General features: G+C 70.7%; 26 protein-coding genes, 2 tRNA genes and 2 other RNA genes. 19 read left to right on the top strand and 11 right to left on the bottom strand.

The window, feature by feature from the left end; translation table 11 throughout:
* The first annotated feature begins 63 nt into the window (after nucleotides 1-63).
* The gene (locus tag JMO03_RS02845; protein WP_202840019.1) at nucleotides 64-1,353 is read left to right on the top strand and encodes an O-acetylhomoserine aminocarboxypropyltransferase/cysteine synthase family protein; all 1,290 of its coding nucleotides are present in this window, start codon (nucleotides 64-66) and stop codon (nucleotides 1,351-1,353) included.
* 6 nt (nucleotides 1,354-1,359) lie between these two features.
* Here the strand turns inward: JMO03_RS02845 and JMO03_RS02840 are convergent, their stop codons facing one another.
* The 3 genes from JMO03_RS02840 to JMO03_RS02830 form a co-directional block, all read right to left on the bottom strand.
* Entirely contained in the window at nucleotides 1,360-2,079 is a 720-nt protein-coding gene (locus JMO03_RS02840; RefSeq protein WP_202840017.1) for an SIR2 family NAD-dependent protein deacylase, read from the bottom strand.
* A gap of 16 nt (nucleotides 2,080-2,095) precedes the next feature.
* Nucleotides 2,096-3,838: a YbaL family putative K(+) efflux transporter gene (gene ybaL, locus JMO03_RS02835; RefSeq protein WP_202840015.1), complete on the bottom strand. Its 1,743-nt coding sequence runs from the start codon at nucleotides 3,836-3,838 to the stop codon at nucleotides 2,096-2,098.
* A gap of 241 nt (nucleotides 3,839-4,079) precedes the next feature.
* Complete coding sequence (locus JMO03_RS02830; RefSeq protein WP_202840013.1) at nucleotides 4,080-4,562, bottom strand: RDD family protein; 483 nt, start codon at nucleotides 4,560-4,562, stop codon at nucleotides 4,080-4,082.
* 42 nt (nucleotides 4,563-4,604) lie between these two features.
* Between JMO03_RS02830 and xerD the strand changes: the two genes are divergently transcribed.
* From xerD to JMO03_RS02810, 4 genes are all read left to right on the top strand, one after another.
* On the top strand, nucleotides 4,605-5,558 hold the full coding sequence (gene xerD / locus JMO03_RS02825; RefSeq protein ID WP_202840011.1) for a site-specific tyrosine recombinase XerD: 954 nt from the start codon (nucleotides 4,605-4,607) through the stop codon (nucleotides 5,556-5,558).
* A 207-nt stretch (nucleotides 5,559-5,765) separates the two neighbouring features.
* The gene (locus tag JMO03_RS02820; protein WP_202840009.1) at nucleotides 5,766-8,249 is read left to right on the top strand and encodes a glycoside hydrolase family 9 protein; all 2,484 of its coding nucleotides are present in this window, start codon (nucleotides 5,766-5,768) and stop codon (nucleotides 8,247-8,249) included.
* A 957-nt stretch (nucleotides 8,250-9,206) separates the two neighbouring features.
* Entirely contained in the window at nucleotides 9,207-9,641 is a 435-nt protein-coding gene (locus tag JMO03_RS02815) for a DUF2231 domain-containing protein (protein ID WP_202840007.1), read from the top strand.
* Nucleotides 9,638-11,029 carry a PQQ-dependent sugar dehydrogenase gene (locus tag JMO03_RS02810; protein WP_202840005.1) on the top strand — a complete coding sequence of 464 codons (1,392 nt, stop codon included), beginning with the start codon at nucleotides 9,638-9,640 and terminating at the stop codon, nucleotides 11,027-11,029. The genes JMO03_RS02815 and JMO03_RS02810 overlap by 4 nt, the downstream gene beginning before the upstream one ends.
* A 159-nt stretch (nucleotides 11,030-11,188) precedes the next feature.
* Here JMO03_RS02810 and JMO03_RS02805 read toward each other — a convergent pair.
* A tRNA-Ser gene (locus JMO03_RS02805) sits at nucleotides 11,189-11,279 on the bottom strand.
* Nucleotides 11,280-11,403: 124 nt separating this feature from the next.
* Between JMO03_RS02805 and JMO03_RS02800 the strand changes: the two genes are divergently transcribed.
* On the top strand, nucleotides 11,404-11,811 hold the full coding sequence (locus tag JMO03_RS02800; protein WP_202840003.1) for a DUF6165 family protein: 408 nt from the start codon (nucleotides 11,404-11,406) through the stop codon (nucleotides 11,809-11,811).
* 258 nt (nucleotides 11,812-12,069) lie between these two features.
* Here JMO03_RS02800 and JMO03_RS02795 read toward each other — a convergent pair whose 3' ends face one another.
* Entirely contained in the window at nucleotides 12,070-13,116 is a 1,047-nt protein-coding gene (locus tag JMO03_RS02795) for a glycosyltransferase family 9 protein (RefSeq protein ID WP_202840100.1), read from the bottom strand.
* A gap of 25 nt (nucleotides 13,117-13,141) precedes the next feature.
* Here JMO03_RS02795 and JMO03_RS02790 point away from each other — a divergent pair, with 25 nt between their 5' ends.
* The 9 genes from JMO03_RS02790 (at nucleotide 13,142) to JMO03_RS02750 (ending at nucleotide 19,098) form a co-directional block, all read left to right on the top strand.
* Nucleotides 13,142-13,900, top strand: coding sequence for a 3-deoxy-D-manno-octulosonic acid kinase (locus tag JMO03_RS02790; protein WP_202840001.1), 759 nt, complete (start codon nucleotides 13,142-13,144; stop codon nucleotides 13,898-13,900).
* Nucleotides 13,901-13,961: 61 nt separating this feature from the next.
* Nucleotides 13,962-14,717, top strand: coding sequence for an MBL fold metallo-hydrolase (locus JMO03_RS02785; protein ID WP_425491764.1), 756 nt, complete (start codon nucleotides 13,962-13,964; stop codon nucleotides 14,715-14,717).
* Nucleotides 14,714-15,736: a GTP 3',8-cyclase MoaA gene (gene moaA, locus JMO03_RS02780; protein ID WP_202839999.1), complete on the top strand. Its 1,023-nt coding sequence runs from the start codon at nucleotides 14,714-14,716 to the stop codon at nucleotides 15,734-15,736. Before JMO03_RS02785 ends, moaA begins: the two co-directional genes overlap by 4 nt.
* A 17-nt stretch (nucleotides 15,737-15,753) precedes the next feature.
* Entirely contained in the window at nucleotides 15,754-16,140 is a 387-nt protein-coding gene (locus JMO03_RS02775; RefSeq protein ID WP_202839997.1) for a DUF1801 domain-containing protein, read from the top strand.
* Between the two features lie 8 nt (nucleotides 16,141-16,148).
* Nucleotides 16,149-16,637 (top strand): cyclic pyranopterin monophosphate synthase MoaC, encoded by a 489-nt coding sequence (gene moaC / locus JMO03_RS02770; RefSeq protein ID WP_202839995.1) that lies wholly within the window; start codon nucleotides 16,149-16,151, stop codon nucleotides 16,635-16,637.
* Nucleotides 16,634-16,879, top strand: coding sequence for a MoaD/ThiS family protein (locus JMO03_RS02765; protein ID WP_202840096.1), 246 nt, complete (start codon nucleotides 16,634-16,636; stop codon nucleotides 16,877-16,879). Before moaC ends, JMO03_RS02765 begins: the two co-directional genes overlap by 4 nt.
* Nucleotides 16,880-16,972: 93 nt before the next feature.
* Entirely contained in the window at nucleotides 16,973-17,416 is a 444-nt protein-coding gene (locus tag JMO03_RS02760) for a molybdenum cofactor biosynthesis protein MoaE (protein WP_202839993.1), read from the top strand.
* Nucleotides 17,417-17,509: 93 nt separating this feature from the next.
* The gene (locus JMO03_RS02755; protein ID WP_202839991.1) at nucleotides 17,510-18,514 is read left to right on the top strand and encodes a Vgb family protein; all 1,005 of its coding nucleotides are present in this window, start codon (nucleotides 17,510-17,512) and stop codon (nucleotides 18,512-18,514) included.
* Between the two features lie 38 nt (nucleotides 18,515-18,552).
* Nucleotides 18,553-19,098, top strand: coding sequence for an energy transducer TonB (locus JMO03_RS02750; protein WP_202839989.1), 546 nt, complete (start codon nucleotides 18,553-18,555; stop codon nucleotides 19,096-19,098).
* A 106-nt stretch (nucleotides 19,099-19,204) separates the two neighbouring features.
* Here JMO03_RS02750 and ffs read toward each other — a convergent pair.
* From ffs to JMO03_RS02735, 3 genes are all read right to left on the bottom strand, one after another.
* Nucleotides 19,205-19,301: signal recognition particle sRNA small type (gene ffs / locus JMO03_RS02745), an RNA gene on the bottom strand.
* 54 nt (nucleotides 19,302-19,355) lie between these two features.
* A non-coding RNA gene (locus JMO03_RS02740) (RtT sRNA) lies at nucleotides 19,356-19,478 on the bottom strand.
* 39 nt (nucleotides 19,479-19,517) lie between these two features.
* Nucleotides 19,518-19,610: transfer RNA gene (locus tag JMO03_RS02735), tRNA-Ser, on the bottom strand.
* A 390-nt stretch (nucleotides 19,611-20,000) separates the two neighbouring features.
* Between JMO03_RS02735 and dnaX the strand changes: the two genes are divergently transcribed.
* The 4 genes from dnaX (at nucleotide 20,001) to JMO03_RS02715 (ending at nucleotide 23,387) form a co-directional block, all read left to right on the top strand.
* Nucleotides 20,001-21,818, top strand: coding sequence for a DNA polymerase III subunit gamma/tau (gene dnaX / locus JMO03_RS02730; RefSeq protein WP_202839987.1), 1,818 nt, complete (start codon nucleotides 20,001-20,003; stop codon nucleotides 21,816-21,818).
* 9 nt (nucleotides 21,819-21,827) lie between these two features.
* Nucleotides 21,828-22,148, top strand: a complete 321-nt coding sequence (locus JMO03_RS02725; protein ID WP_202839985.1) for a YbaB/EbfC family nucleoid-associated protein — start codon at nucleotides 21,828-21,830, stop codon at nucleotides 22,146-22,148.
* 103 nt (nucleotides 22,149-22,251) lie between these two features.
* Nucleotides 22,252-22,845 carry a recombination mediator RecR gene (gene recR, locus JMO03_RS02720; RefSeq protein WP_202839983.1) on the top strand — a complete coding sequence of 198 codons (594 nt, stop codon included), beginning with the start codon at nucleotides 22,252-22,254 and terminating at the stop codon, nucleotides 22,843-22,845.
* A 200-nt stretch (nucleotides 22,846-23,045) separates the two neighbouring features.
* On the top strand, nucleotides 23,046-23,387 hold the full coding sequence (locus tag JMO03_RS02715; RefSeq protein WP_202839982.1) for a histidine triad nucleotide-binding protein: 342 nt from the start codon (nucleotides 23,046-23,048) through the stop codon (nucleotides 23,385-23,387).
* 94 nt (nucleotides 23,388-23,481) lie between these two features.
* On the opposite strand, the gene JMO03_RS02710 is transcribed toward JMO03_RS02715, so the two are convergent.
* Genes JMO03_RS02710 through JMO03_RS02700 form a run of 3 tightly spaced genes read right to left on the bottom strand, consistent with a single transcriptional unit; the run spans nucleotide 23,482 to nucleotide 26,903 of the window.
* Nucleotides 23,482-23,967 (bottom strand): Slp family lipoprotein, encoded by a 486-nt coding sequence (locus tag JMO03_RS02710; protein WP_202839980.1) that lies wholly within the window; start codon nucleotides 23,965-23,967, stop codon nucleotides 23,482-23,484.
* A gap of 22 nt (nucleotides 23,968-23,989) precedes the next feature.
* Nucleotides 23,990-25,939 carry a transglutaminase TgpA family protein gene (locus tag JMO03_RS02705; RefSeq protein WP_202839978.1) on the bottom strand — a complete coding sequence of 650 codons (1,950 nt, stop codon included), beginning with the start codon at nucleotides 25,937-25,939 and terminating at the stop codon, nucleotides 23,990-23,992.
* Nucleotides 25,926-26,903, bottom strand: coding sequence for a DUF58 domain-containing protein (locus JMO03_RS02700; protein WP_202839976.1), 978 nt, complete (start codon nucleotides 26,901-26,903; stop codon nucleotides 25,926-25,928). Before JMO03_RS02700 ends, JMO03_RS02705 begins: the two co-directional genes overlap by 14 nt.
* Between the last annotated feature and the right edge of the window lie 25 nt (nucleotides 26,904-26,928).

Genomic DNA, 26,928 nt, shown 5'->3' with positions numbered 1-26,928 from the left:
AGCCACCACCCGGCCACGCGCCGGGCTATCTTGGTCTGCCGCGGAACCGACGCAGTGAGGCCCATGAGCGAGCAGAGCTGGAAGCCCGAAACCATCGCCGTCCACGGCGGCTATTCGCCCGATCCGACCACGCGCGCGGTGGCCGTGCCGATCTACCAGACCGTCGCCTACGCCTTCGACAGCGCGCAGCACGCGGCCGACCTGTTCGACCTCAAGGTGCCCGGCAACATCTACACCCGGATCATGAATCCGACCACCGACGTGCTCGAACAGCGCGTCGCGGCCCTGGAAGGCGGCATCGCCGGCCTGGCGCTGGCCTCGGGCCAGGCGGCGATCACCTACGCGATCCAGACCATCGCCGAGGCCGGCGACAACATCGTCTCGTCCGCGGCGCTGTACGGCGGCACCTACAATCTGTTCGCGCACACCCTGCCGCAGTTCGGCATCGAGACCCGCTTCGCCGACCATCGCGACCCGGACTCCTTCGGCAAGCTCATCGACGGGCGCACCAAGGCGGTGTTCGTCGAATCGATCGGCAACCCGCTGGGCAACATCACCGACATCGAGGCGGTGGCGAAGGTCGCGCACGCGCACGGTGTGCCGCTGATCGTGGACAACACCGTGGCGACGCCCTACCTGTTGCGGCCGATCGACTTCGGCGCCGACATCGTCGTGCATTCGCTCACCAAGTACCTCGGCGGGCACGGCAACAGCATCGGCGGCGCGATCGTCGATTCCGGCCGCTTCCCCTGGGCCGAGCACAAGACGCGCTTCCGCCGCCTCAACGAACCCGACGTGAGCTACCACGGCGTGGTCTACACCGAAGCGCTGGGCCCGGCGGCCTTCATCGGCCGCGCGCGCGTGGTGCCGTTGCGCAACACCGGCGCGGCGCTGTCGCCGTTCAATGCGTTCCTGATCCTGCAGGGCATCGAGACCCTGCCGCTGCGCATGGACCGGATCAATGCCAACACGATGGCGGTCGCGCAGCACCTCGCCCGGCATCCGAAGGTGGCGTGGGTGAACTACGCCGGCCTGCCGGACCATCCGGAGCACGCGCTGGCCAGGAAGTACCTGCGCGGCGAAGGGGCATCGGGCCTGTTCACCTTCGGCCTCCCGGGCGGGCGCGAGTCCGGTGCACGCTTCCTCGATGCGCTGCAGCTGTTCACGCGGCTGGTGAACATCGGCGACACGCGCTCGCTGGCCACGCACCCGGCCTCGACCACGCACCGCCAGCTCTCGCCGGAGGAACTGGCGCAGGCCGGGGTCGGCGAGGACACGGTGCGCCTGTGCATCGGCATCGAGCATCTCGACGATCTGCTTGCCGACCTCGGGCAGGCCCTGGCACAGGCCTGACCGGAGTCACGCGTAGCGCTCGAGCAGGATCCGGATGCCGGCGCCCGCCGGCATCCGCAGGCACTCGTGCGCGAGCGGCGAGACCGCGCTGTCCACGGGATTGATCTCGATGACCCGCGTGCCGCGAGTGCTCGCGAGCCGTGGCAGCGACGCGGCCGGATGCACCAGCCCGGACGTGCCGACGACGACCAGCAGCTCGCAGCGTCCGAGCACGGCGACCGCGCTGGCCCAGGCATCCTCCGGCAGCGCCTCGCCGAACCAGACCACGCCGGGCCGGAACGGGCCGCCGCAGGCGTCGCAGGCGGGGGGCGTCTCGCGCACGCCGTCGACGATCGCGTCGAGGCCATCGACGATGGGATCGGGCTCGCGCGTCGCGCCGCAGTCCAGGCAACGCGATGCGAACAGGCGGCCGTGCAGGTGGATCGCCTCGCGCATGCCGCCGCGCTCGTGCAGGTCGTCGACGTTCTGGGTGACCACCTCCACGGCGTGTCCGCTGCGGACGAACTCCGCGATGCCGAAGTGTCCTGCGTTCGGCCGCGCCCGACGCACCATGGCCGCGCGCCAGCGGTACCAGCCCCAGACCAGGGCGGGATCGCGGCGGAACGCGTCTTCGGTCGCCAGCGTCATGGCGTCGTAGCGCGACCACAGCCCGGTCAGCGCGTCGCGGAACGTGGGGACGCCGCTCTCGGCGGACATGCCGGCGCCGGTGAGGAAGGCGATGCGCATGGCGCCGGTGCCGACGTCACGCCGCGGCGGGCGTGGAACCTTCGCCGCCGGGTTGGCGCGCCGGCCTGTACGGCGGCGTGGACATCACCATCTCGGCGAGCGAGAACGCGAGTTCGCGCTCGGCCAGGACTGCGCCGTCCGCGCCGTGTTCGAGCAGGTGGCGCACCTCGGCGTCGCTGTGCGCGCGGGCGAGCACGGTGATCGACGGATTGAGCGTCTTCATGCGTTCGATCGTCTCGCCCGCCTCCAGCGCCTGGGGAATGGCGAAGATCGCCATCCCGGCGCGGCCCGGCGCGGCCTCCAGCATCACCGCTTCGGAAGCGGCGTTGCCGCGGACCGCGTACAGGCCGGCGGCGCGCGCGCGCGCGACCAGGTCGGCATCGTCCTCGATCACCACCAGCGGCACGCCGCGCTGGTGCAGCAGCTCGGCAAGCTGGCTGCCGACGCGTCCGTAGCCGACGAGGATCGCGTGTCCGGAGACATGGTCGGGCACCGCCGGCGCGTCCGGTTCGTGGACCTCGGCGGCTTCCAGGGCCGCGGCATCCGCGGCCAGCCGCGCTTCACGGCCCGATAGCCAGGCGAACAGCAGCGGGTTGACCACGATCGACAGCAGCGCGCCGGCGAGGATCAGGTCGCGTCCGGTCGACGGCAACAGGTCGAGGGCGACGCCGAGGCTGGCCAGGATGAAGGAGAACTCGCCGATCTGCGCCAGGCTCACCGAGATCGTCAGCGCGGTGCCCTTGGGATGGCGGAACAGGCGCACGATGCCGTAGGCCGCGAGCGACTTGCCGACCACGATGATCAGGAACGTCGCCAGCACCTGCCAGGGATGCTCGATCAGGATCATCGGATCGAACAGCATGCCCACCGAGACGAAGAACAGCACCGCGAACGCATCGCGCAGCGGCAGCGAATCGTTGGCCGCCTTGTGGCTGAGCTCCGACTCGTTGAGCAGCATCCCGGCGAAGAACGCCCCCAGCGCGAACGACACGCCGAACAGCATCGCCGAGCCGAAGGCGACGCCCAGCGCGATCGCCAGCACCGCGAGGGTGAACAGCTCGCGCGACCCGGTGCCGGCGATCTTCTCCAGCGTCCAGGGGATCACGCGGCGGCCGACCACCAGCATCACCGCGACGAACAACGAGACCTGGACCAGCGTCTTGAACAGCGCCACCGCGATCGTGCCGGCCATGCTGCGCAGGCTGGCGCCTTCGGCAAGCGCCTCGCTGTCGGCGATCACCCCGGCCAGCGCCGGCAGCAGCACCAGCGCCAGCACCATCGCCAGGTCCTCGACGATCAGCCAGCCCACCGCGATGCGGCCGCGGCGGGTGTCGAGCAGGCGGCGCTCCTCCATTGCCCGCAGCAACACCACCGTGCTCGCCACCGACAGCGCCAGGCCGAACACGAAGCCGTTGATCGGGGACCAGCCCATGCCCCAGGCCAGCAACCAGCCGAGCAGGGTAGCCACGGCGATCTGCACGATCGCGCCGGGGATCGCGATCGCCTTGACCTCGAGCAGGTCCTTGAGCGAGAAGTGCAGGCCGACGCCGAACATCAGCAGCATCACCCCGAGCTCGGCGAGCTGGTTGGCCAGGTCCTGGTCGGCGACGAAGCCGGGCGTGAACGGACCGACGATGATGCCGGCGACGAGGTAACCGACCAGCGGGGACATGCGCAGCCGGTTGGCCAGCGCGCCGAGCACGAAGGCGACGACGAGGCCGACTGCGACGATGTTGATCAGGTCGGTGTCATGGTGCATCGAGGCCGCGGCGGGGGTACGCGATGGGAATCCAGTGTGGCGGATGCGTGGACGACGGGCAATTCCCGCAGGCGGTCGCGCTGTGCGGCCGCGGTGCAGTCCCGCGCACTGGGGCGCGCGTCGAAGGCGCCGTCTGCAGGTGGTGACGGCGCCGGACGGGCGATGCTTCTTCGCCTCGGCGTTTGCATTGCCGATCGCGGCGTCGACACGGTGTGCGGGCCGCCGGCGCCCGCGTGCAGCGTCAACGTTGCGGTGCCGTCCGCACGACCCGCGTCCGGCTGGCGCGGTCGTGCCACGTCAGCCGGTCGCGATCGATCCACGCCCACCAGAATCCCAGGCCGGCTGCCAGCAGCGAGAGCGTCGCGATCGCATAGCGACGCCACAGGGCAGCGCGCGTGGGGAGGCTGCCGTCGATCCCCTCGACCCGGATCCGCCAGGGCCGCATGCCGAGGGTCTGTCCGCCGCGGCGCCAGCTCGCGGTGGCGTACAGGCCGGTGACGAACCAGCACGCCACCCACAGCAGCCACTGCAGCGCGCTGAAGGGCGCGATGTTCTCCTGCGGGTCGTGGTGGCCGAGGTACGTGTGGCTGACGGTGAACAGCGCCGACAACAGGAACCACAGCGCCATGGCGGGCAGCAGGTCGTAGAGCAGCGCCAGCAGACGGCGACCGACGAGGGCGGCGGGAGGGCGCGTTCGGATGTCGGCGGCGGTGCCTGGCTGCATCCGCACAGGATAGCGGTTCGACGTGTCGGCTAAGCTGTGCCGATGCCCAGTACCACGCCCGCCGAACGACGCCAGCGTGCGCAGCGCCTGCCGCCGTTGCGCGAGGCGGATGACGACGCGATCGCCGCCTTCCTCGATGCGCTGTGGGCCGAAAGCGGCGCGGCGCGGCAGACGCTGGACGGCTATCGCCGCGACCTCGAGGGCCTCGCGCGCTGGCGCGACGGGCGCGCCGGCGGGCTGTCCGCGCTCGACCGCGCGGGCCTGTTCGAGTATCTCGCCGACCGAACCCGCGATGGCTATTCGGCACGCAGCAACGCCAGGCTGCTGACCGCGCTGCGCGCGTTCTTCGCCCACCTGCGTCGCCGCGGCGTGCGCGACGACGATCCGGTCGCGCTGATCGATCCGCCGCGGCTGCCGCGTTCGTTGCCCAAGGCGCTGGGCGAGGCGCAGGTCGAGGCGCTGCTGGCCGCGCCCGATATCGACAACCCGGAAGGGCTGCGCGACCGGGCGATGCTGGAACTGATGTACGCCTGCGGGTTGCGCGTGAGCGAGCTGGTCAACCTGCCGGCCACCGCGGTCAACCTGCGCCAGGGCGTGCTGCGGGTGACCGGCAAAGGCGGCCGCGAACGGCTGGTGCCGTTGGGCGAGGAGGCGCAGCACTGGCTCGAGCGCTACCTCGCGCAGGCGCGGCCGCGGTTCGCCGGCAAGCGCGCGCTGCCGACGTTGTTCCTGACCACATCCGGGGAGCCGCCGAGCCGACAGCAGTTCTGGACGATGGTGAAGAAGTCGGCCGCCGTCGCGGGCGTCGATCCGGCCGAGGTCAGCCCGCACGGGCTGCGCCACAGCTTCGCCACCCACCTGCTCAACCATGGTGCCGACCTGCGCGCGTTGCAGATGCTGCTGGGCCACAGTTCGCTATCGACCACGCAGATCTACACGCTGGTGGCTCGCGAGAAGCTGCGGCAGTTGCACGCCACGCATCACCCGCGCGGTTGAGGACGGCCGCGCGGAGCGAGCCCAGGGGATGCCGCTTCGCCACCGCGCGCAGGATGACGCCGGCTCTGGCGGATCGCGGCCGGTCGCACGCTTCGAAACACGGCGTACACCGGTCGTCCCGGGCCGCGCGGCGGTTGGTTGCTGCGCTGCGTCAAGTCGCCCGGGAGGCGCGATGTTAGCGTTAACATTCCGTCCCGGGGAAATGCCATGATCCGTTCGTACAGCCGTCGTCCGCAGCCCGGCCCACGCCGCGCGCTCGCCTCCGTCCTGGCCCTCGCGCTCGCCTGGCCCGTGACCGCCTCGGCCGAGGCGCCGGTGCTCAACGAACTCGAGTACTTCCACAAGCGCGGTCTCGACGTGCTGGTGTTCAACAACTACTACGACGGGCTGTTCAGCGATTCCAAGCATGCGGGCGTGGAGCTGGTGCACCACGGCGTGCGCACCGCGACCAACGGCGACGTGCGCCTGAGCCCGACCCCCGAGCAGTGGGACCCGGTGGCGTTGATGGTCGACCGCCAGGTCGACCGCGCCAGCGGCACGGTCACCACCCGGCTGGGCTATGCGGCCGAGTCGTTCGAGTACAGCATCCGCGTGGCGCCGGCGGGCGAGGGCGTCCGGCTGCAGGTGGTGTTCGACCAGCCGCTGCCGGCAGCGCTCGAAGGCCGCGCCGGCTTCAACCTCGAGTTCCTGCCCTCGGCCTACTGGGGCAAGAGCTGGCTGAGCGACCGCGGCAGCGGGCAACTGCCGCTGTACCCGTCCGGCCCGACCGGCCGCGATGCCGAAGGCGAGCCGCGGCGCCTGCCGATGGCGAGCGGCCGCACGCTGACGCTGGCACCGGAAGATCCGCAGCGGCGCGTCACCATCCGCTCCCGCGATGGCGAACTCGGCATCTACGATGGCCGCAACCAGGCGCAGAACGGCTGGTACGTGGTGCGCGGCGAGCTGCCGGCCGGCAGGACCGGCGTGGTGCTCGAATGGACCCTCGAAGGCAACACCGTCCCCGGCTGGACGCGCGAGACCGTGATCGGCCACTCGCAGGTGGGCTACCACCCCGCGCAGCGCAAGGTCGCGGTCCTGGAGAACGACCGCAACGGCGCCGCCCCCGGCCGCGCGCGCCTGCTGCGCATCGACGCCGACGGCCGCGAGCACCAGGCCCATGCCGCGGAGGCGAAGCACTGGGGCCCGTACCTGCGTTACGAGTACTACACCTTCGACTTCTCCGACGTGCGCGAGCCCGGTGTCTACGTGATCGAGGCCGCGGGCCAGCGCAGCAACGCGTTCCGGATCGCCGCCGACGCCTACGCCACCGCGTGGCACCCCACCCTGGACGTGTTCTTCCCGGTGCAGATGGACCACATGTTCGTCAACGAGGCCTACCGGGTGTGGCATGGCCGCTCGCACATGGACGATGCGCGGCAGGTGGAGCCGAACAAGGAACACTTCGACCTGTTCGGGCAGGGACCCGACCTCGATTCGCCGTTCCAGCCAGGCGAGCACATCCCGGGGCTCAACTACGGCGGCTGGTACGACGCTGGCGACTACGACATCCGCACCCAGACCCACTACGCCACCGTGATGTCGCTGGTCGATACCTGGGAGCAGTTCCGCCCGGAGCGCGACGAGACCACCATCGACCAGGACAGGCAGCACGCCGAGATCCACCGCCCCGACGGCGTGCCGGACCTGCTGCAGCAGATCGAACACGGCACCCTGGCGCTGATCGCGCAGCACCGGGTGTTCGGCCACGCGATCCCGGGCATCGTCGAGCCCGACCTGGGCCAGTACACCCATCTCGGCGACGCGGTGACCAAGACCGACGGCAAGGTCGACGATCCGAATGATCCGGATTCGCCGAACGACGACCGGCTCGCGTTCACCACCAACACCACCGCGCTCAACTTCGGATCCGCCGCCGCACTGGCGGCCGCCGGGCGCGCGCTGCGCGGCTACGACGACGCGCTGGCCGAGGAATGCCTGGCCACGGCGAAGAAGGTGTGGGAGTTCGAGCGTTCGCGCGAGCCGAACCTGTTCCGGGTCGGCAACACCACCGGTGGCGACCCCGAGGACGAGGAACTGCGCGCCGCGGTGCAACTGCTGCTCAGCACGGGGGAGGCGAAGTACGCCGAACGCATCGAGGCGCTGTGGCCGGCGATCGACGCGCGCTTCGGCTTCAACGCCGCGTATGCGGTCGCGGCGCTGCCGAACATGGGCGAGGCCTTCCGGGCGAAGCTGCGCGCACGCGCCGAGGCATTCAAGGCCGAGCGCGCGCAGATGGTGGCGGAGAACCCCTATGGCGTGCTGATCACCCGCGGCGGCTGGGCCGGCAATGGCGCGGTGATGGGCATGGCCACCACCAACTACCGGCTGCACAAGGCGTTCCCGGACCTGTTCGACATCGAGCCGACCCTGCAGGGCCTGAACTACCTCTACGGCACCCATCCGGATTCGAACATCTCGTTCGTCTCCGCGGTCGGCGCGAAATCCAAGCAGGTGGCCTACGGCATGAACCGCGCGGACTTCAGCTTCATCGCCGGCGGCATCGTGCCCGGCGTGCTGGTGCTCAAGCCCGACTTCCCCGAGAACAAGGAAGACTGGCCGTTCCTGTGGGGACAGAACGAGTACGTCATCAACATGGGCGCCAGCTACATCTACCTGGTGCATGCGGCGCAGGACCTGCTGTCCACGCAGTAGGCGGTCTCGCGCAAGGCCCGGTCGACCAAGCGCCCCCGCGCGCTGTCATCGCCGCGAACGCTGACCCATCGGGTCGATCGTCTGCGAGGAAACTCCGGGCATGGCAGGGCCCCTTCGGCCTGCGTGCCCTGCGGGATTGATCTCCCGTGCCCGTCCGGGGCGGGGCTGCGGGTGGTCGGCCCGGATGTCCTCCCGACCGCCTCATCAGACACCTGTCATCCCGAGCGCAGCGAGGGATCTTTCGACCGCCCGGATCCTGGTGCGCCCCGCAACGCCAGGCCAGCGAGCGCGTGGGGGCCGGGCCTCAACCCGGAAAGGAGTTCGCCAGCGCGAAGACCACCGCCAGCACCAGCGCCGCCCGCAGCAGCACGATGCCGGCCTGCTCGCCGAGCTTTCGGAATCGCAAATCGGGTACGCGCATCATCGTCTGTCGCCGTGTCCGTCCCGCCTTCCCCGCGGGTCGCAGCAGATAGATAGCAGGAACCGTGCCCGCCCAAAGCGGAACGCAGTGCGCGAATCCGTTGCCGGAAAGTGACCGAACCCGGCAGTTTCCCGCGGGGTGACGCGTCACTGTTGGACGTGCTGGCCGGTCCCGACGGTCGCGGGCGACCTGACCGGGCCACGCCCGGGTCCGCGTCCGGGCCGCCGCGTCTTCCGCCTGCGGCATGCCGGGCGCACGCGCGCATTTCCGCTTCCGCCCGCCAGGTCGTCGCGGCCCGGCCATGGTCTCGCGCCGCATCGGCGCGCCTGGAGGTGCGCGATCGCGGCGGGAGCGGACGGGCATCGGGCTCACCTGCGCACGGGCCCGGCCGACGCGTTCCGTCTGCGGAAGGCGAGCGCCGGCATCCTTGTGGCGCCGCATCCGCCGCCGTGCACATCCCCGTCAAGTGGTTTCGTCTAGTCTCGAGGCCGATCCCGCACTCCGGCAGCGAGTGGCCCGCCCTGGAGAACCGCGCAATGTCCTCGAACGTCGCCCGTCCCCATGTTCCTGCATTCCATCCGTTCCATCCGTTCCACGCCCTGCTGCTCGGCGGTGCGGTGACGCTGTTCCTCGGCGCTTTGCTGGGTGACGTCGCCTATGCGCGGACCTACGAAATACAGTGGAACAATTTCGCGTCGTGGCTGATCGTCGGCGGCCTGGTGGTGTCCGCGGTCGCGCTGGCCTGTTCGATCTTCGGTCTCCTGCCTTCCCGCCGCACGCGCCAGTCGGTCCTGCACGCGGGACTGCTGCTGGCGACATGGCTCGCGGGCCTGCTCAACGCCCTGATGCATGCCCGGGACGCCTGGGCCAGCATGCCCGGCGGGCTCGTGCTTTCGGTGATCGTCGTGGTGCTGGCCTGCCTCGCGACCTGGCTGGGATGCTGGGCCACACGCATCGGAGCAACGCCATGAACCGCCTGGCCTTGCCCGCTGCGCTTGCGCTGGCGACCGCGCTGGGTGGCTGCGGCCGTGAGCCCGCACCGTTGCAGTACGGACCCAACCCGGAACTGCCGGAGCCCCGGCGCGGCCTGCTGCCGGACATGGTCATCGCCGAGCCGGCCGGGTGGGGCGACCGCCTGCCGACGGTGCCGGAAGGTTTCGAGATCCGCGCCATCGCCACCGACCTGCTGATCCCGCGCCAGACTCTGGTATTGCCCAACGGCGACATCCTCGTGGCCGAGGGACGCGGCGGCAATGCGCCGAGCCTGAAGCCCAAGGACGTGATCGCCGGGCCGATCAAGGCGGCCGGGACCACGCAGGTGGAAAGCGGCGACCGCCTGACCCTGCTGCGCGACGCCGACGGCGATGGCGCCTACGAAGTGCAGACGGTATTCGCCGACAATCTCGACGCGCCCTACGGTCTCGCCCTGGTCGGCAACGATCTCTACGTCGCCAACCAGGACGCGGTGGTGCGCTTCGACTACCGGCCCGGCCAGACCCAGGCCAGCGCCGGCACGCCCGAGACGCTCACGCAGCTGCCCTCGGAGATCAACCACCACTGGACCAAGGCGATGACCGCCAGCGCCGACGGTCGCCTGCTGTACGTCGGCATCGGCTCCAACAGCAACATCACCGAGCGTGGCATGGTCGCCGAGGCCGACCGCGCCATGATCTGGGAAATCGATGCCGCCACCGGCATGCATCGGCCCTACGCGACCGGCCTGCGCAATCCGACGGCGCTCGCGATCCAGCCCGGCAGCGGCCAGCTGTGGGCGGTGGTGAACGAGCGCGACGAACTCGGTCCGGACCTGGTGCCCGACTACCTCACCTCGGTGCGCGAAGGCGGCTTCTACGGCTGGCCCTGGGCCTACTGGGGCCAGCACGTGGACGACCGCGTGCGGCCGCGGAATCCGGACAAGGTCGCCGCGTCGATCACGCCGGACTACAGCCTCGGCGCGCACGTGGCGGCGCTCGGGCTCGATTTCTCCAGTCCGGTCATGGGCCCGGAGTTCGCCGACGGCGCGTTCGTCGGCATGCACGGCAGCTGGAACCGTTCCGACCCGGTGGGCTACAAGGTGGTGTTCGTGCCGTTCCGCAACGGCCGGCCGGCCGGCGACCCGGTCGACTTCGTCACCGGCTTCCGCGACGACGACGGCACCACCCGCGGCCGTCCGGTGGGCGTGACCGTGGATCCGCGCGGCGCGCTGATCGTGGCCGACGACCTGTCGAACACGGTCTGGCGGGTGTCGCGGATCGATGGCCCGCACCGGGTCGTGCCCGGTGCCTCGAACGGGCCGGCCGACGCCGGTCGGGACAGCCCCGCGGCCGAACCGGCAGGGGCCTCGCCGACGCCGCCGTAGCAAGCGCCGCGCCTGACCGCGATCCGGCGCGACGACCGGGCCGTCGCACAGCGTGCCGACGCGGCGTGATCGTCGCGACACCGACCTGCGTCGCCGCCAGTCGAGAACTTGCCCAAAAAAAGAAAAAGCCCTTGGAGGTCAAGGGCTTATTCAGAGATCTGGCGGAGAGGGGGGGATTCGAACCCCCGAGGCGCTATAAACGCCTGCCTGATTTCGAGTCAGGTACATTCAACCGCTCTGCCACCTCTCCGGAACCTGGTGTCGCGTGCGGTCCGGTGCTCGACACCGGGGGGCGCAATGATACGGACCGGGGTGCCGGTGGACAAGGCGCGGCGGGTAGACTAGTCGGCCCGATTCCCCCCGGAACCCCCTCCATGTCCGAGATTTCCGTGCCCGTCTCGTTCGGCGAACTGCTCGACAAGATCGCGATCCTGCAGATCAAGTCCGAGCGCATGTCGGACCCGGCCAAGCTGGCGAACGTACGCAACGAGCTGGCCGCGTTGGAGAACACCTGGATGGCGCACCCGGCCGCCACCGGCGACATCGCCCGGCTGCGCGCCGACCTCAAGGCGGTCAACGAGCGGCTGTGGGTGATTGAGGACGACATCCGCCTGAAGGAGAAGGCCCAGGCCTTCGACGAGGAGTTCGTCCGGCTCGCGCGCAGCGTGTACTTCGAGAACGACACCCGCGCCCGGATCAAGAAGGACATCAACCTGGCGCTGGGCTCGGCCTACGTCGAGGAAAAGTCCTACCAGGACTACGGCGCCGGCTCTGGCGCCTGAGGGACGGCGCGTCGCGACGCGGCAACGGCTACGCCGGTGCGCGGGCGGAGACAGGCGTTATTTTCAGTGTCCGGCTTGCGGGGGCGGTCGGCGCCGACTCGCCCCCGGGATCGGGTGCCGGACAGGCGGGTCGGAGAATCGCGTTGCACGTGTAGTTGCAGTCGCACGTCGCGAATACCGCGAAATGGTGGCGTGAAGCCGGTTGCCGTTGGTGACTGCCGAGGGCGAGAGGACGCCCGCAGGGGCGCCGCGTGCGGCTCAGCGATGGTCGCTGCGGTAGCGCTCGAACGCGGCGATCGCGTCGTCGACCGTGACCAGGTCCATGACGCCGTCGAACTCGATCTTGGTACCCCAGGCGAGTTCCGTGGCGGGTTTGCCGAGGTATCGGCGGGCCGCGTCGTCGTAGCGGTCCACGCAGTAGCGACGGTCCGAATACGGGCCGCTGCGCGCGGGGTTGCTGGCCGCATGCAGCCCCAGCACCTTCGTTCCCATGGCATTGGCGATGTGCATGGGGCCCGAATCGGGCGTGACCACCAGCGCCGCGCGCTCAAGCAGGGCGGGCAACTGCTTGAGCGTGTCCTTGCCGACCAGGTCCAGCGCCGGCGCGCGCATCGCCGCGAGGATGGCATCGGCCGTGTCGCGCTCGAGCGCGCTGCGGCCGCCGCACAGCACGATCCGCCAGCCCTGGCGCGCGGCGTGGTCGGCGAGGGCGGCATGCCGGTCCGGGAACCAGTTGCGGCGCACGTGGCTGGAGCAGGGCGAGACCAGCAGGGTCGGCGCGCCATCGTCCGGCCACTGCGCGCGGGCCCAGGCGCGGGCCTCGTCGGGCACCGGCATCTCCCAGCGCACGGCGTCCTGGCGCAGGCCCAGCGGTTCGCAGAAGCTGCCGATCGCGTCGAGCACGTGGATGCCGGGGCGGTCGGGAATGCGTTCGTTCACGAACAGCCCGTGCAGGTCCTTCGAGCGCGCACGGTCGTAGCCGATCCGCCGCCGCGCCGGGACGAAGGCCGACAGCAGGTTCGCCCGCGCCGCCACCTGCATCTGCAGCAGGGCGTCGAAGCGGCGGCCGCGCAGGGAGCGGCGCAGGGCACGCATGCCGGCCAGCCCGGTCTTCTTGTCGTAGACGAGGAACTCGACCCCGGGCAGCCCCTCCAGCAGGCGCTGCTCGCCCTTGCCGATCACCCAGGTCAGGGCGACGTCGGGCCAGGCGGCCCGCAGCGTGTGCACCAGCGGCAGCACGTGGGTCACGTCGCCCAGCGCCGACAGGCGCAGCAGGCAGATCGAGCGGGGGGCTGCGGGGGGGATCGTCACGGCTTGTTAGACTCGCTGGATGGCCGCGTTCGACGCCACTGAGAGCCTGACGCCCTTCCACGATCATCGTGGCAGCGGGGAGTATGGGGCGATTCTGTTCGACTTGACGCAACTGCGGCAAGTCGACCCGCGCTGGTTCGACCCGCAGGAATGGGGCATGCGTGCGCGCCAGGTGGATGGCAGCGGCCGCGGCGGCGCCTGGTTCGTCGAGGCCAGCCACGGCCCCTGCGTGCTGCGCCAGTACCTGCGCGGCGGGCTCGCGGCGAAGGTCAGCCGCGACCGCTATCTGTGGCGCGGCGCCAACCGCACCCGCGGCTTCGCCGAGTTCCGGCTGCTGCGCGAACTGCTGCGGCGCAAGTGCCCGGTGCCGCAGCCGGTCGCCGCGTGCTATCTGCGCAGCCGTTTCAGCTATCGCGCATGGATCATCGTCGAGCGGCTGATGGACGTGCAGTCGCTGGCCGACCTGGTGCTGGCCGCGCCCGCGGACGCGCCGTGGGACACCACCGGGCGGCTGGTCGCGCGCTTCCATCGCGAAGGCCTCGACCACGCCGACCTGAACGCGCACAACGTGCTCTTCGACCCGGCCGGCAAGGGCTGGATGATCGATTTCGACCGCAGCCGCATGCACATCCCCGATACCGCCTGGCGCGAGCGCAACCTGCAGCGGCTGCTGCGTTCGCTGCACAAGGTGGGTGGCGACGGGCGCCGCGACGCGGTCGACGCCGGCTTCGCGCGCCTGCGCAAGGCCTACGACGCACGCTGGGCTAAGGGCAACTAGCCGTGATCGCGCACGCGCATCGAATGGCGTCCACGGCCGCCGCATCGGCAGGGCCGTGCTGATGTGGTCCTTGCGCTTCCACGGCGTGGGCAATGCCTCGGCGACCGAGCTCGGCTCGCCGATGGCCACCATCGAGCGCGACGGCGCGCCGTGGCTCACCATCGATTGCGGCAGCGAAGGCCTCAGCGCCTGCCTGGCGCAGTACGGCGAGCCGCCGCGCGCGCTGTTCGTCACCCACACCCATCTCGACCATGTCGGCGGGTTCGAGCGGCTGTTCGTCTCCGGCTACTTCGACGCCGCCCGCCGTGGCCGCATGCCGGTCTACGTGCCGGCCGGAGTGGTGCCGCTGCTGCACCAGCGGGTGGGCGCGTATCCGAACGTCCTGGCCGAGGGCGGCGCCAACTTCTGGGATGCGTTCCATCTCGTGCCGGTGGGCGACGCGTTCTGGCACGACGGGCAGCGGCTTGAGGTGTTCCCGGCGCGCCATCACTGGCCCGGGACCGCGTTCGGCCTGCGGCTGCCGGGCAGCGTGGTGTGGAGCGGCGACACCCGTCCGATCCCCGACCAGTTGCGTCGGCATGCCGACGCCGGCGAACTGATCGCCCACGACTGCGGACTGTACGGCAATCCCTCGCACAGCGGCATCGCCGACCTCGAGCGCGAATACGAGCCTGCCGTGCTGGCGCGTTGCGTGCTCTACCACTACGCCTCCGCGGCCGATGGCGACGCGCTTGCCGCGCGTGGTTACCTCGTGGCACGCATGGGCCAAGCGTTCCCGCTCGAAGCGCCGCTTGCGCCACCCGGCGACGTGGCATGAACGCGCAGCCGCAAGTCCTGTCGGCGCCGCTGGACCGGATGGGCCGGCCCTTGCGCGACCTGCGGCTGTCGGTGATCGAGGCCTGCAACTTCCGCTGCGGCTACTGCATGCCGGCCGACCGGGTGCCCGACGACTACGGCTTCGACGCGGCGGGGCGGATGACGTTCGACGAAATCGAGGCGCTGGCACGCGGGGCCGCGCGCGTGGGAGTGACGAAACTTCGCATCACCGGCGGCGAGCCGCTGCTGCGCAAGGGCCTGCCCGCGCTGGTGGCGCGGCTGGCGCGCATCGGCGGCATCGACGACCTGGCGATGACCACCAACGGCGCGCTGCTCGCGCGCCACGCCCATGCGCTGCACGAGGCCGGGCTGCGCCGCATCACGGTCAGTCTGGATGCCCTGGACCCGGCGCTGTTCCACGCGTTGTCGGGCGGGCGTGGCGAGGTGGCCGATGTGCTGGCCGGGATCGCGGCCGCCGAGACGGCCGGTTTCCGTCGGCTCAAGATCAACTGCGTCGTGCAGCGCGGCGTCAACGACGATGCCGCGCTTGCGCTGATCGAATATTTCCGCGGCAGCGGGCACGTCGTGCGCTTCATCGAATACATGGACGTAGGCACATGCAACGGCTGGCGACGCGAACGGGTGGTGCCGTCGGCGGAGCTGCGCGACCGAATCCACGCCCGCTGGCCGCTACAGGCGCTCGACGCCAACTACCGCGGCGAGGTGGCGCAGCGCCACGCGTTCGTCGATGGCGGCGGCGAAGTCGGTTTCGTCAGTTCGGTCACCGCGCCGTTCTGTGGCGACTGCCACCGCGCCCGGGTTTCGGCGGACGGGCGCCTCCATACCTGCCTGTTCTCGGCCGATGGTGTCGATCTGCGCCCGACGCTGGCGCAGGGCGAGTTCGCCGTGGCCGAGCGCCTCGCGGGTTTGTGGACGGCGCGCGCGGACCGTTACAGTGAACTGCGTGGCAGCGCGCAGGCCTCGCGCCGCCACGTGGAAATGTTCCTGGTGGGTGGTTGAGGCCGATGAGAAGGGCGTTGCCTGCGGCCAGTCCCGACGCCTATGTCGCCGCACTCGACGGCTGGCGGCTTGCGCTGGTATCGCGCTTGCGGGCGATCGCGCTCGAGCCGGCGCAAGTCGAGGAACGCATCCGTTGGGGGCACCTGGTCTACTCGGCGAACGGGCCTGCTTACCTGATCCGCGCAGAGGATGCGCGCATGCTCTTCGGTTTCTGGCGCGGGCAGCGCCTGCGCGATATCGAATCGCGGCTCAGGCCCGGCGGAAAGTACGAGATGGCGACCCTGGCGCTGTGCGAAGGCGATAAGATTTCCCGGGAGACGGTGCGCCGGCTTGTCTCGGCGGCGATCGAGCTGAACGCCGCGCATGGCGATCCGACCGCACTGGCGAAGTCCGCCCGGAAGTGAAGACAGCGATGGCAGCGAGAGCGCAGTTGACCCACCTCGATGCCGACGGCCGGCCGGCCATGGTCGATGTGTCCGCCAAGCCGGTGACCACGCGCCGCGCGCTCGCCGAATGCCGCGTGCGCTTTCCCGCGGACGTCGCCGCGCAACTGCACGCGTCCGGCCTGCGCAGCGCCAAGGGCGGGATCGTCGACACTGCCGTGATCGCCGGCACGATGGCGGTCAAGCGCACCCACGAACTGATCCCGTTCTGCCACCCGCTGCCGATCGAAGGCGTGCGCATCGCGATCGACTGGCGCGGCGAGCGCGAACTGCGGATCGAATGCCTGGTCACGACCACCCATCGCACCGGTGTGGAGATGGAGGCGCTCACCGGCGCCACCGTGGCCGCGTTGACGGTGTACGACATGTGCAAGGCCCTCTCCCATGCCATCGTGATCGGCCCGGCGAAGCTGGTCGGCAAGCGCGGCGGCAAGCGCGATGTCGGGAAGGTGGGCTGATGGCGCGGGTCACGCTACTCTATTTCGCCAGCCTGCGCGATGCGGCCGGCGCCGCATCGGAAACGCTGGAGTCCGCTGCGCCCGACCTGGCGGCGCTGTACGAGGAAACGCGCCTGCGCCACGGCTTCGTGCTGCCGTTGGCGCATCTGCGCGTCGCGGTGGACGGCGCGTTCGCCGCCTGGACGGACGCGGTTCGCGACGGGACCGAGGTCGCCTTCATTCCACCGGTGTCGGGTGGCTAGCCCCGGGCCGGCGTTGCGGGCGCCTCGTCGGCCGCACGCGTGCGGGCGGGCCGGGATGATGGATCCGCGCCGCGCATTGCCGGAGCCTCGGCGGTGAACCGTTTCGGCATCGCCGCCGAACCGATCGACATCGCGCCGCTGCGCGCGCGCCTGCTGCACGAACGCGCAGGCGCGTTCGCCGCCTTCGAAGGCTGGGTGCGCAACCACAACGACGGCCGCCCGGTGGACGGGCTGCGCTACGAAGCCTATGTCGCGCTCGCCGAAGCCGAAGGCGAGCGCATCGTGCTCGAGGCGCTGGAAAAATTCGGTGCGCTCGATGCGTGCTGCGTGCACCGCGTGGGCGACCTGCCGATCGGCGAGCTCGCGGTCTGGGTCGGCGTGAGCGCCGCGCACCGCGACGCGGCCTTCGACACATGCCGCTGGATCATCGACGAGGTGAAATCCCGGGTGCCGATCTGGAAGCACGAGCGCTATACCGATGGCAGGTCGGACTGGCTGCATCCGCGCCAAACTCATCCCACAGACTCCGGGGGCTGACACCGTCGCCACGGGCAGCGGTAGCGGGCAGCCGTTCCGCAGAGTTCGTTGCTCCCCGGTCCATTCCATGTCGTTGGCTACGCAGAGGTTGTCATGAAGCGATTCACATTGTTTCTGCTGGGACTGTCGCTCTGCCTGGCGTGTGTGGCGGCGCTTGCCCAGGGCACGCTGCTGGTCGGCAACAAGAGCGACGACACCGTCTGGCGCCTGTCGCTGGAGGACGGTCGCCGCCTGGGCGAGATCGCCAGCGGGCAGGGGCCGCACGAGATCGCCGTGTCGCCCGATGGCCGCCTCGCCGTCGTCACCGACTACGGGCACCAGCAGGCCGGCCACTCGCTGACCGTGCTCGATCCGGGCGCAGGCAAGGTGCTGCGCTCGATCGACATGGGCCGACACGCCCGCCCGCATGGCATCCGCCTGCTGGCCGATGGACACGCACTGGTGACCACCGAGCAGAGCCGCTCGCTGCTGCGCGTGGATCTGGAGGCCGGCGAAGTGGCGCAGGCGATCGAGGTGGGCGACGGCGTCGGCCACATGGTCGCGCTGGCGGGCGATGGCGAGACCGCGTACGTCAGCAAGATCGCCGCCGGTACGGTGGCGCGCATCGACCTCGCCACCGGCCGCAAGACGCATGAGGTTCCGGCGGGCGACGGCGCCGAAGGCATCGAGGTCGCGCCCGACGGCCGGGTCTGGGTGACCAACCGCGCCGAGGACACGGTGACCGTGCACGATCCGGACACGCTGGAGACGATCGCGACGCTCCCGAGCAAGGGCTTTCCGATCCGCGTCGTGTTCACGCCCGACGGCCGCCATGCGCTGGTGACCAACGCCATGTCCGGGAGCATGAGCGTGTTCGACGCCACCGACCACCGCCTGGTGGCCACGGTCGCGCTGCAGCCCGAAGGCGCGGAGACCGGGCAGAGCATGCTCGGCCAGGGTCCGATGCCGATCGGCGTGATCGCCGATCCCGCGCGGCCGCGCATCTATGTCGCGATCAGTGGCGCCGACCGCATCGCCGTCATCGACGCCGACGAGTGGCGCGTGCTCGACTTCTGGGCGACCGGGCGCCAGCCCGACGCCCTGGGAATCGTGCCGTAGCGGCGACGGAGACCTCGCACCATGGACGGAGATACAGAATGCGCGCCCACCTGCTGATGTTCCTCGGCCTGGCCTGCGCCACCGGCTGCAGGACGTTGCCGGCCGAGCCGCCCGAGCCCGTGGCAAATGTGGATGTGGCGCTGATGCCTCCGCCCGCCGGCGCGGCGCGCATGCAGCTCGATGCCAGCCAGGCGTTCGTTTTCCCGCAGTTGCTGGAGTCGCCGATGCCCGCCTATCCAGCGGACGTTCTGGCGCTGCGCCTGCCGCCGGTGGAACTGTGCGTGGAAGTCGATATCGGCAGCGAGGGAAGCGTTACCGACGTGTCCCCCCGCAGCGACGAAAGCTGCCGCGCGCTGGCGGAGCCGCAGCACGCCACTCGCTTCGCCGACGCTGTCGCGCAGGCGGTGCGCCTGTGGCGCTACGACCCCGCACTGGTCTGCCGCACGCCCGACGGCCGCGCCGTGGCGGATGCCTGTGCCGAGGCGGACGCGGTGGAGACGCCGGTGGCGCTGCGATTGTCCTACGCGTTCGCGTTCAGCCAGCAGGACGGCAAGCCGAAGGTGGAGCTGGCGTCGGGGAAATGATGGCGATGGCCGCGCGGCGGGAATTCGTCTGCTGACGTGCATCCTCGACGTCGCCGCGGGCAGGGGCAGGGAATGGCCGCGGTTCGCTGCGCCAGAAATGGCGATGGCCCCGCCAGCTTGCCTCGGCACCCGCGTCGATCGATACCGTTGCTGCCTTCCGGCCCTGGCGGGGTTTTCGATCTAGCGTCGCGAGGGGCCGACGGGGCCACCATAGGACTGGACATGTGAAACGCCCCTGCCGGGGCGCTTCATGAATCTGGCGGAGAGAGGGGGATTCACTCGGCGCTGCGCGCCTCGCCCTTCGGGCGGCTTCGCCGTGCAAACCGCTGCGCGGTTTGTCGAACCCGCGGGGGTTCTCACCCCCACTCCGGAGCCGCCGGCGAAACCCACGCGACCCGAACCACCACACCACTTGAAACTGGCGGAGAGAGGGGGATTCGAACCCCCGAAGCGCGGTTTAGACGCTTACACACTTTCCAGGCGTGCTCCTTCAACCACTCGGACACCTCTCCGTTCCCGCCCGGGCGGCCATCCTGCCCCCCGATCGGACCGGTGATTTTAGCGGCCGCGTGGCGTTAAAGCGAGTCGCAGGTCCCTTTTTGGGGGCGAGGAGTTCAGCTCCGGGGAGGATCGGACGAGGTTGGGCGTCGGCCACCGCGTCGAGGCCGACCGTCTCGCCCGCGAGAACGGCTGGCCGTAGCCCTGGCGCCCCGGGTGCGCTGCGCTTACCCGGGCTACGGCCGTGCGCCCGCGCCGCGTCGCCCGGATATGGCCGCAGGCCGCATCCGGGGAATGCCGCGGAGTCGAGTGCGCCGGATCATGCGAATGGACGTTTCCTCCGCACGGCAGCGCATTCCGTGCCCGGACAGGCAGATTTTTCCGGGGCGCGGCACAATGGGCGCATGTCCTACCTCGTCCTCGCCCGAAAGTGGCGTCCCAAGCGGTTCGCCGAGCTGGTGGGCCAGGAACACGTGGTCCGGGCGCTCTCCAACGCGCTCGATTCGGGCCGGGTCCACCACGCCTACCTGTTCACCGGCACCCGCGGTGTCGGCAAGACCACGATCGCGAGGATCTTCGCCAAAAGCCTGAACTGCGAGAAGGGCACCGGCGCCGATCCCTGCGGCGAATGCGAGACCTGCCTGGCGATCGACGCCGGCCGCTACATCGACCTCCTCGAGATCGACGCCGCCTCCAACACCGGCGTCGACAACGTCCGCGACCTGATCGACAACGCGCAGTACATGCCCTCGCGCGGCCGCTACAAGGTCTACCTGATCGACGAAGTCCACATGCTGTCGAAGCCGGCGTTCAACGCGCTGCTCAAGACGCTGGAGGAACCGCCGGGCCACGTGAAGTTCCTGTTCGCGACCACGGATCCGGAAAAGCTGCTGGTGACCGTGCTCTCGCGCTGCCTGCAGTTCAACCTCAAGCGCCTGGACGAGGAACAGATCCGCGGCCAGATCGAGATGATCCTCGGCGCCGAAGGCATCGACGCCGAACCGGGCGCGATCCGCCAGCTGGCGAAGGCCGCCGACGGCAGCCTGCGCGACGGCCTGTCGCTGCTCGACCAGGCGATCGCCTATTCCGGCGGTGCGCTGTCGGACGAGGTGGTGGGAAAGATGCTGGGCACTGTCGACCGCACCCGCATCGGCGCGCTGCTCGAAGCGCTGTCGACGGGGGACGGCGAGCGGCTCATGGCGGAGGTGGCCGCGCTGGCGGAGGTCTCGCCCGACTGGGCCGGCGTGCTCGATGCGCTGGCCGGGGCGCTGCACCGGATCCAGGTGAAGCAGCTCGTGCCCGCGGCGACCGCCGAGGGCGACGGCTTCGACGTGGAAACGCTGGCCTCGGCGCTGCGGCCGGAACTGGTGCAGCTCTGGTACCAGATGGCCCTGGGCGGCCGACGCGACCTGCCGCTGGCGCCGAGCCCGCGCGCCGGATTCGAGATGAGCCTGCTGCGGATGCTGGCGTTCCGCCCGGTCGAAGCCGACGCGCAGGCGACAGCCGCGCCCGCCATGCCGGCGCGGCCACGCGCCGAGGGGTCGGCGGCCGCCGCGGCGCGTGCGGCGATGGACTCGGACATGACCCGGGCATCCACCCGGCAGGCGCCTGACCGCCTCGCGCCAACGCACCCGGAGCGCGCCTCGGCGACGCCGCGAACCGGCGTCCCTGGTGTAGCGGCGTCGCCCGCCGAACCGGTGCGCGACGCGCCGCCCGCAACGATCGTGCGCCCGGCACCGGACATGCACTTCCGCGCAACCCCTGCGGACGCCCTGCCGTCGTCTCCGATCGAGGAGCCCGGCGCTGGCGCCGCTGCGAAGCATGGCCCGCTCGACGCCCCGGGCTGGCTCGACCTCGTCGCCGGCCTTGGCCTGCGCGGTCCGGTCCGCGAGCTCGCCGCGCACGCTGCGTTCGTCGGCTGGGACGGCGGGACCCTGCGCCTGTCGCTGCCCGCCAGCGACGACCACCTGAAGACGCCGTTCCTGGTCTCGCAACTGGCGAATGCGTTGACTCCCGCGCTCGGAGCGACGCCGCAGATCCGCTTCGACGACGATGCGCCCGCCACCGGCGAGACCCTGCACGCCCGCAACGTGCGCCAGCGTGATGCGCGCCAGGCCGCCGCCGAAAGCGCGTTCCTGTCCGACCCGAACGTGCAGCGGCTGATGCAGCAGCAGGGTGCGAAGCTCGTCCCCGATTCCATCCGACCCTACGACGAAGGCTAGAGAACCAGCATGCGTGGAAACATCGCCCAGTTGATGCAGCAGGCGCAGAAGATGCAGGAGAACATGCAGCGCGTGCAGCAGGAGATCGCCGAGCTCGAAGTCGCCGGCAGCGCCGGCGGCGGCATGGTCACCGTGACCCTGTCCGGCGCCAAGGAGTGCCGCAAGGTGCGGATCGACCCGAGCGTGCTGTCCGACCCGGAAATGGCCGAAGACCTGGTGGCGGCGGCCTTCAACGACGCCTCGAACAAGATCGACGCCGCCTCGAAGGAGAAGATGGCCGGCGCGACCGCCGGCATGTCGCTGCCGCCGGGAATGAAACTGCCGTTCTGAGAGGAGCGGCGATTGGTGATTGGTGATTGGTGATTCGAAGATCAGCCAAGCGACGTCGCGGTTACCAATCACCAATCGCCAATCGACCAGTCACGGCCTGCCGATGTCCTCCCTCCTCGAACAGCTGATCGAAGCCTTCCGGATCCTGCCCGGCGTGGGCCAGAAGACCGCGCAGCGCATGGCCTACCACGTGCTCGAGCGCGAGCGCGAGGGCGGGCGGCGGCTGGCCTCGGTCCTGTCGGAGGCGGTTGAACGCGTGGGCCACTGCGCGCGCTGCCGCGACTTCAGCGAAACCGAGGTCTGCGCCACCTGCGCCAGTGCCGTGCGCGACGCGCACCAGCTGTGCGTGGTCGAATCGGCGGCCGACCGGCTCGCGATCGAGCAGGCCACGGGGTACCGCGGCCTCTACTTCGTGCTGCAGGGGCGGCTGAGCCCGCTCGACGGCATCGGCCCGCGCGAGATCGGCCTCGACCGCCTGTCGGACCGGCTTCAGGAGGGGCAGGTGCAGGAACTGATCATCGCCACCAACCCTACCGTGGAAGGCGAGGCCACCGCGCATTACCTCGCCCAGCTCTCGCGCCAGCACGGCGCGCGTCCGAGCCGGCTGGCGCATGGCGTGCCGCTGGGCGGTGAACTCGAGTACGTCGACCGGGGCACCCTGTCGCACGCGTTCGGCTCGCGCAGCGAGATGGTTTAGAGCCGGGATTGGGGATCAGGGATCGGGGATTCGGAAAAGCGATTCTCCGGATCCGCTACGGAGGCGAATCGAACCGGACGGGTCTTCGGCTGGACAATACAGGTGCGGGGTATGCTCTTCCCGATTCCCGATTCCCGATTCCCGATTCCCGATTCCCGATTCCCGATTCCCGATTCCCGATTCCCGATTCCCGGCCAGCCATGCCCACCCTCTTCCACAAGATCATCCGCCGCGAGATTCCCGCCGATATCGTGTTCGAGGACGAGCACGTCATCGCCTTCCGCGACATCGCGCCGCAGGCGCCGGTGCACGTGCTGTTCGTGCCGAAGGAAACGTTCGCGACCCTCAACGAGGTTCCGGCGGACAGGCCCGAGGTGGTCGGCCGGCTCGCGCTGGCGGCGGCGCGCTATGCCAAGGCCCAGGGTTTCGACCAAGAGGGCTACCGTATCGTCATGAACTGCAATGGCGACGGCGGCCAGACCGTGTTCCAGATCCACCTGCACCTGCTGGCGGGTGCGCCGCTGGGGCGGTTCGGAGCGTGAGGGCGGTGATTGGTGATTCGTGATTCGAAGAGACAGCACCTGCGGACCGCTTTTCACGAATCACGAATCACCAATCCTCCGATCACGGCTCCTCTCACCACCAGCCCCACCACGGCCACGGCTCGGGCCGGGTGATGACGTTGACCGCATCGCGCTTGGGCCACAGGTAGACGACGTCGGCGGCGACCCTGGGGAAGCGGTAGTCGTACTCGCCGATGCGACGGGTCTCGTAGCCGCTGATCCGGCCGGTGAAGGTGACTTCGCGATTGACCTCGAACACCGCCGGGTCGTAGAAGCCGGTGCGGCAGGCGATGAAGCGGCCGTTGGTGTCGTCGCTGGCCCAGTACGGCCGCCCGGTCGCGGTCAGGCGCGTGGAGATCATCTCGAAGCAGGTTTCGTCGGCGCGCGGCTCCACCTGCACGATGCGGCCGCCCCAGCGCACCGGCGTGCCGCTGCCGTCGGACTGCATCAGTGCGTGCGGCGTGGCCTCCCTGTAACTGCCCTGCAAAGGCCTGGGCTGGGAGGCGCAGGCGGCCAGCAGCAGGGTCGCCACGGCGGGAACGAGCAGGCGGACGGTCATGGCGGCGGCTCCGGGGGGCGGTTCATGCGGGGCGGTATCTGCGCAGCTCGCGGATCAGCGGGCGCGGATCGTCCCCATCGATGCGTGGAGCGTAGCGCCATTTCGCGAAACGCGCGCTGAGTGCGAGCAGGGCCTCGGCGTCGGCGGGCCGGGCCGCAGCCACGCGCCGCGCCCACTGCTGGGCCGGCTCGTGGGCCTCGCGGCCCAACCCGAGGCGGGCGTAGCGTGCGCCGAGTCGACGCCAGGAGCGCAGCACCGGATCGCCGCTGCGCTCGGCGCGTGCGGTCAGCCACAGCATCCAGCCCAGTGCGAGAACCGCACAGGCGCCGAACAGGCCCACCAGGCCGCGCGCGCCGGCCCGGTCCAGGCCGATCGGACGCAGGATCGCCAACTGGCGAGTGGCGTCGAAGCCGAGCACGAGATCGTTCCAGCCGCGGCGCAGCCAGTCGCCCAGGTCCAGCATGGGCGTGACGCCCGGCAGCCCGCCGAAACCGCCGCCGTCGGCGCGGTCGTCGATGGTGTCGTAGATGCGTTCGGGCGCGACCGCTGCGGTTGGATCGACCCGCACCCAGCCGCGGCCCTCGAGCCAGACTTCCGCCCAGGCGTGTGCGTCCTGGCGCCGCACGATCCAGTAGCCGCCGATCGGATTGCGGTAGCCGCCGACGTAGCCGGTCACCACCCGCGAGGGAATCCCCGCCGCGCGCATCAGGATCACGAACGCCGAACTGAAGTGTTCGCAGAAGCCCTGCTTCCAGTCGAACAGGAATTCATCGGCGGCATGGCGGCCCGGGAGTGGTGTGTCGAGGGTATAGCCGAATTCCGCCCGGATCATGTCCATGGCGCGATCGACCAGTGCGGCGTCGTTGCCGACACCCAGTTCGCGGCGCCACTCGCGCGCGAGCGCCACCGTCCGCGGGTTGTAGCCTTCGGGCAGGCGCAGCGCGCTTTGCCGGATCAAGACCGGCAACTGCGGCTCGAACGTGCGCGGCGGCGCCGCGCGCATGCGCCAGCGGGTCACCCGGGACAGTGGCGCGTCCACCTGCAGCACGTGGTCCCACGCGACGCGGGTGCCCGTGGGCACCACGTCCGGCAACTCCAGCGCGACCAGCGTGCGACGCTCGGTCGGTTCGACCTCCATCTCGTAGTCCCAGGCCAAAGGCGCGCGGGTGGTGGCGGGAACGGGGATGCCGCGAAGCCAGCGCGAACGCGTCCAGCTCCGTCCGTCGTAGTCCATCAGCACCGGGCCGCGCCAGTACATCTGCGTGGTGGCCGGCGTCGGGCCGGTAAAGGACACGCGCAGCGCCGGGCGATCGTCGGTCATGAAATCGACCCACTCTCCGGGTCGCATCTCCTCCGACAGGCCGGGCCGCGCCAGGGCGCGTTCCGGTATTCCCCACAGCGGCGACCCGATCCGGGGGAACAACCAGAACGTCGCCAGTGCCAGCGGCAGCCCGATCGCTCCCAGGCGCAATACCGCCACGACGCGCCGCCATGGCCGGACCGGTGTAGTATCGCCCGACTCGTCTTCGGACAACTGCAGCAGCGCGACCAGCGCGAGCGTCACGCCCGCCAGGCCCAGCAGCAGCGAGACCGGGCCCTGGTCGAGCAGGAACGTGGAAAACGGCGCGAACAGCGCGAACCCCACCAGGCTGCGCGCGTCGCGCAACGTGACCAGCTCGCCGGGCTTGAGCGCCAGCATCACCGCAAGCAGCGCGCAGGCGACGTCGCGGCCCAGTGCGAAGCGGAACATGCCCAGCACGGCGCCCACCAGCGCCAATGCCAGCAGCATGCGCAGCCAGCCCGGCAACGGTCGCCGCCAGGACAGCGCACCCATCGCGAGGCCCAGCGCGACGCTGCCGATCGCGATCGGCGCGGGCAGTTGCGGCAACAGCGGCATCAGGCACGCGGCGCCTGCGGCAAGCGCCCACGCGCGCGCCGTGGTCGAGAGCGGAGGCGATTCAGTGCGCGCCATCGGCATCCGTCTCCCCGGGCATCAACGCGAGCGCACGCAGGCAGGCGTGGCGATGCGCGGGCCCGGTACCCGGACCGATCGCCGTGTGGCCGGGCAGCAAGAGGCTGTAGCGCCGCATCTCGCGTTCCGCCTCGTCGACCCAGCCCGCCAGTCGGCGAATCCGGTCTTCACGGGCCAGCGTGGAGAGCGTGTTCCAGTCCAGCACGACGTCGGCGCCCAGCGGCTGCTCGAACTCGCGCACGAGCAACGCATCGCGACGCGCCGACGCCTTCCACGCCACCGCCCGGCGGCTGTCGCCGTGGCGCCAGTCGCGCAGATGGTGCACGTCGTCGCCGGCCGGGTGCAGGCGCGACTGCTGGCTTTCCCCAAGCCCATACGGCAGCGGGGGGCTGCCGGCTTCCGGCGCCGGGTAGACCAGCAGCGGCCTGTCGGCCCAGGCGTAGGCCCAGGCGCGGGCGAGCCCGAGGGGACGCGTGGTGGAGATGCGCAGCCGCCCGGGCGCCAGCCAGCCGCGCCGCGACGTGGGGATCGACAGCACCGCTTCGCCTGCACCGTCGTCCAGCGACAGCACGGCCGACTGGGCGCCGCAGTCGACCCGCAGCCCGCGCCGCGCGCGTCCGGCCGGCGCGCGTGCATGGATCCGCAACTGCAGGGGCGTCCCCGCGGCGACCGGTTCGGCGCCGATGGCGTGGATCTCCAGCCCGCCGAGCTGGAGCTGCGCCTGCAGCAGGCTGGCCACGGCGGCCCCGGCGAGCAGCAGGCACAGCAGCAACGCAGGATTGTTGTTGTAGTTGAGCGCGCCGACGCCCATCGTGAGCAGCAGGATCGCGAAGAACGCGCCGAATCGCGTGGGCAGCACGTAGATCCGGTGGCGGTCGAAGCGCACCGGCAGCGATTCCGGCGTGCGCCTGCGCACCCATGCGTCGAAGCGCGCGCGCAGGCGTTGCCGCAGGCCAGCCGGCATCAGCGTCCGAAGACGGCGGCGGCCG

The organism is Luteimonas saliphila, from assembly GCF_016774335.1.
Taxonomy (GTDB): domain Bacteria; phylum Pseudomonadota; class Gammaproteobacteria; order Xanthomonadales; family Xanthomonadaceae; genus Luteimonas; species Luteimonas saliphila.
Note: the sequence above shows the minus strand (reverse complement) of the source record. Positions and strands in the feature narration are given on the sequence as shown.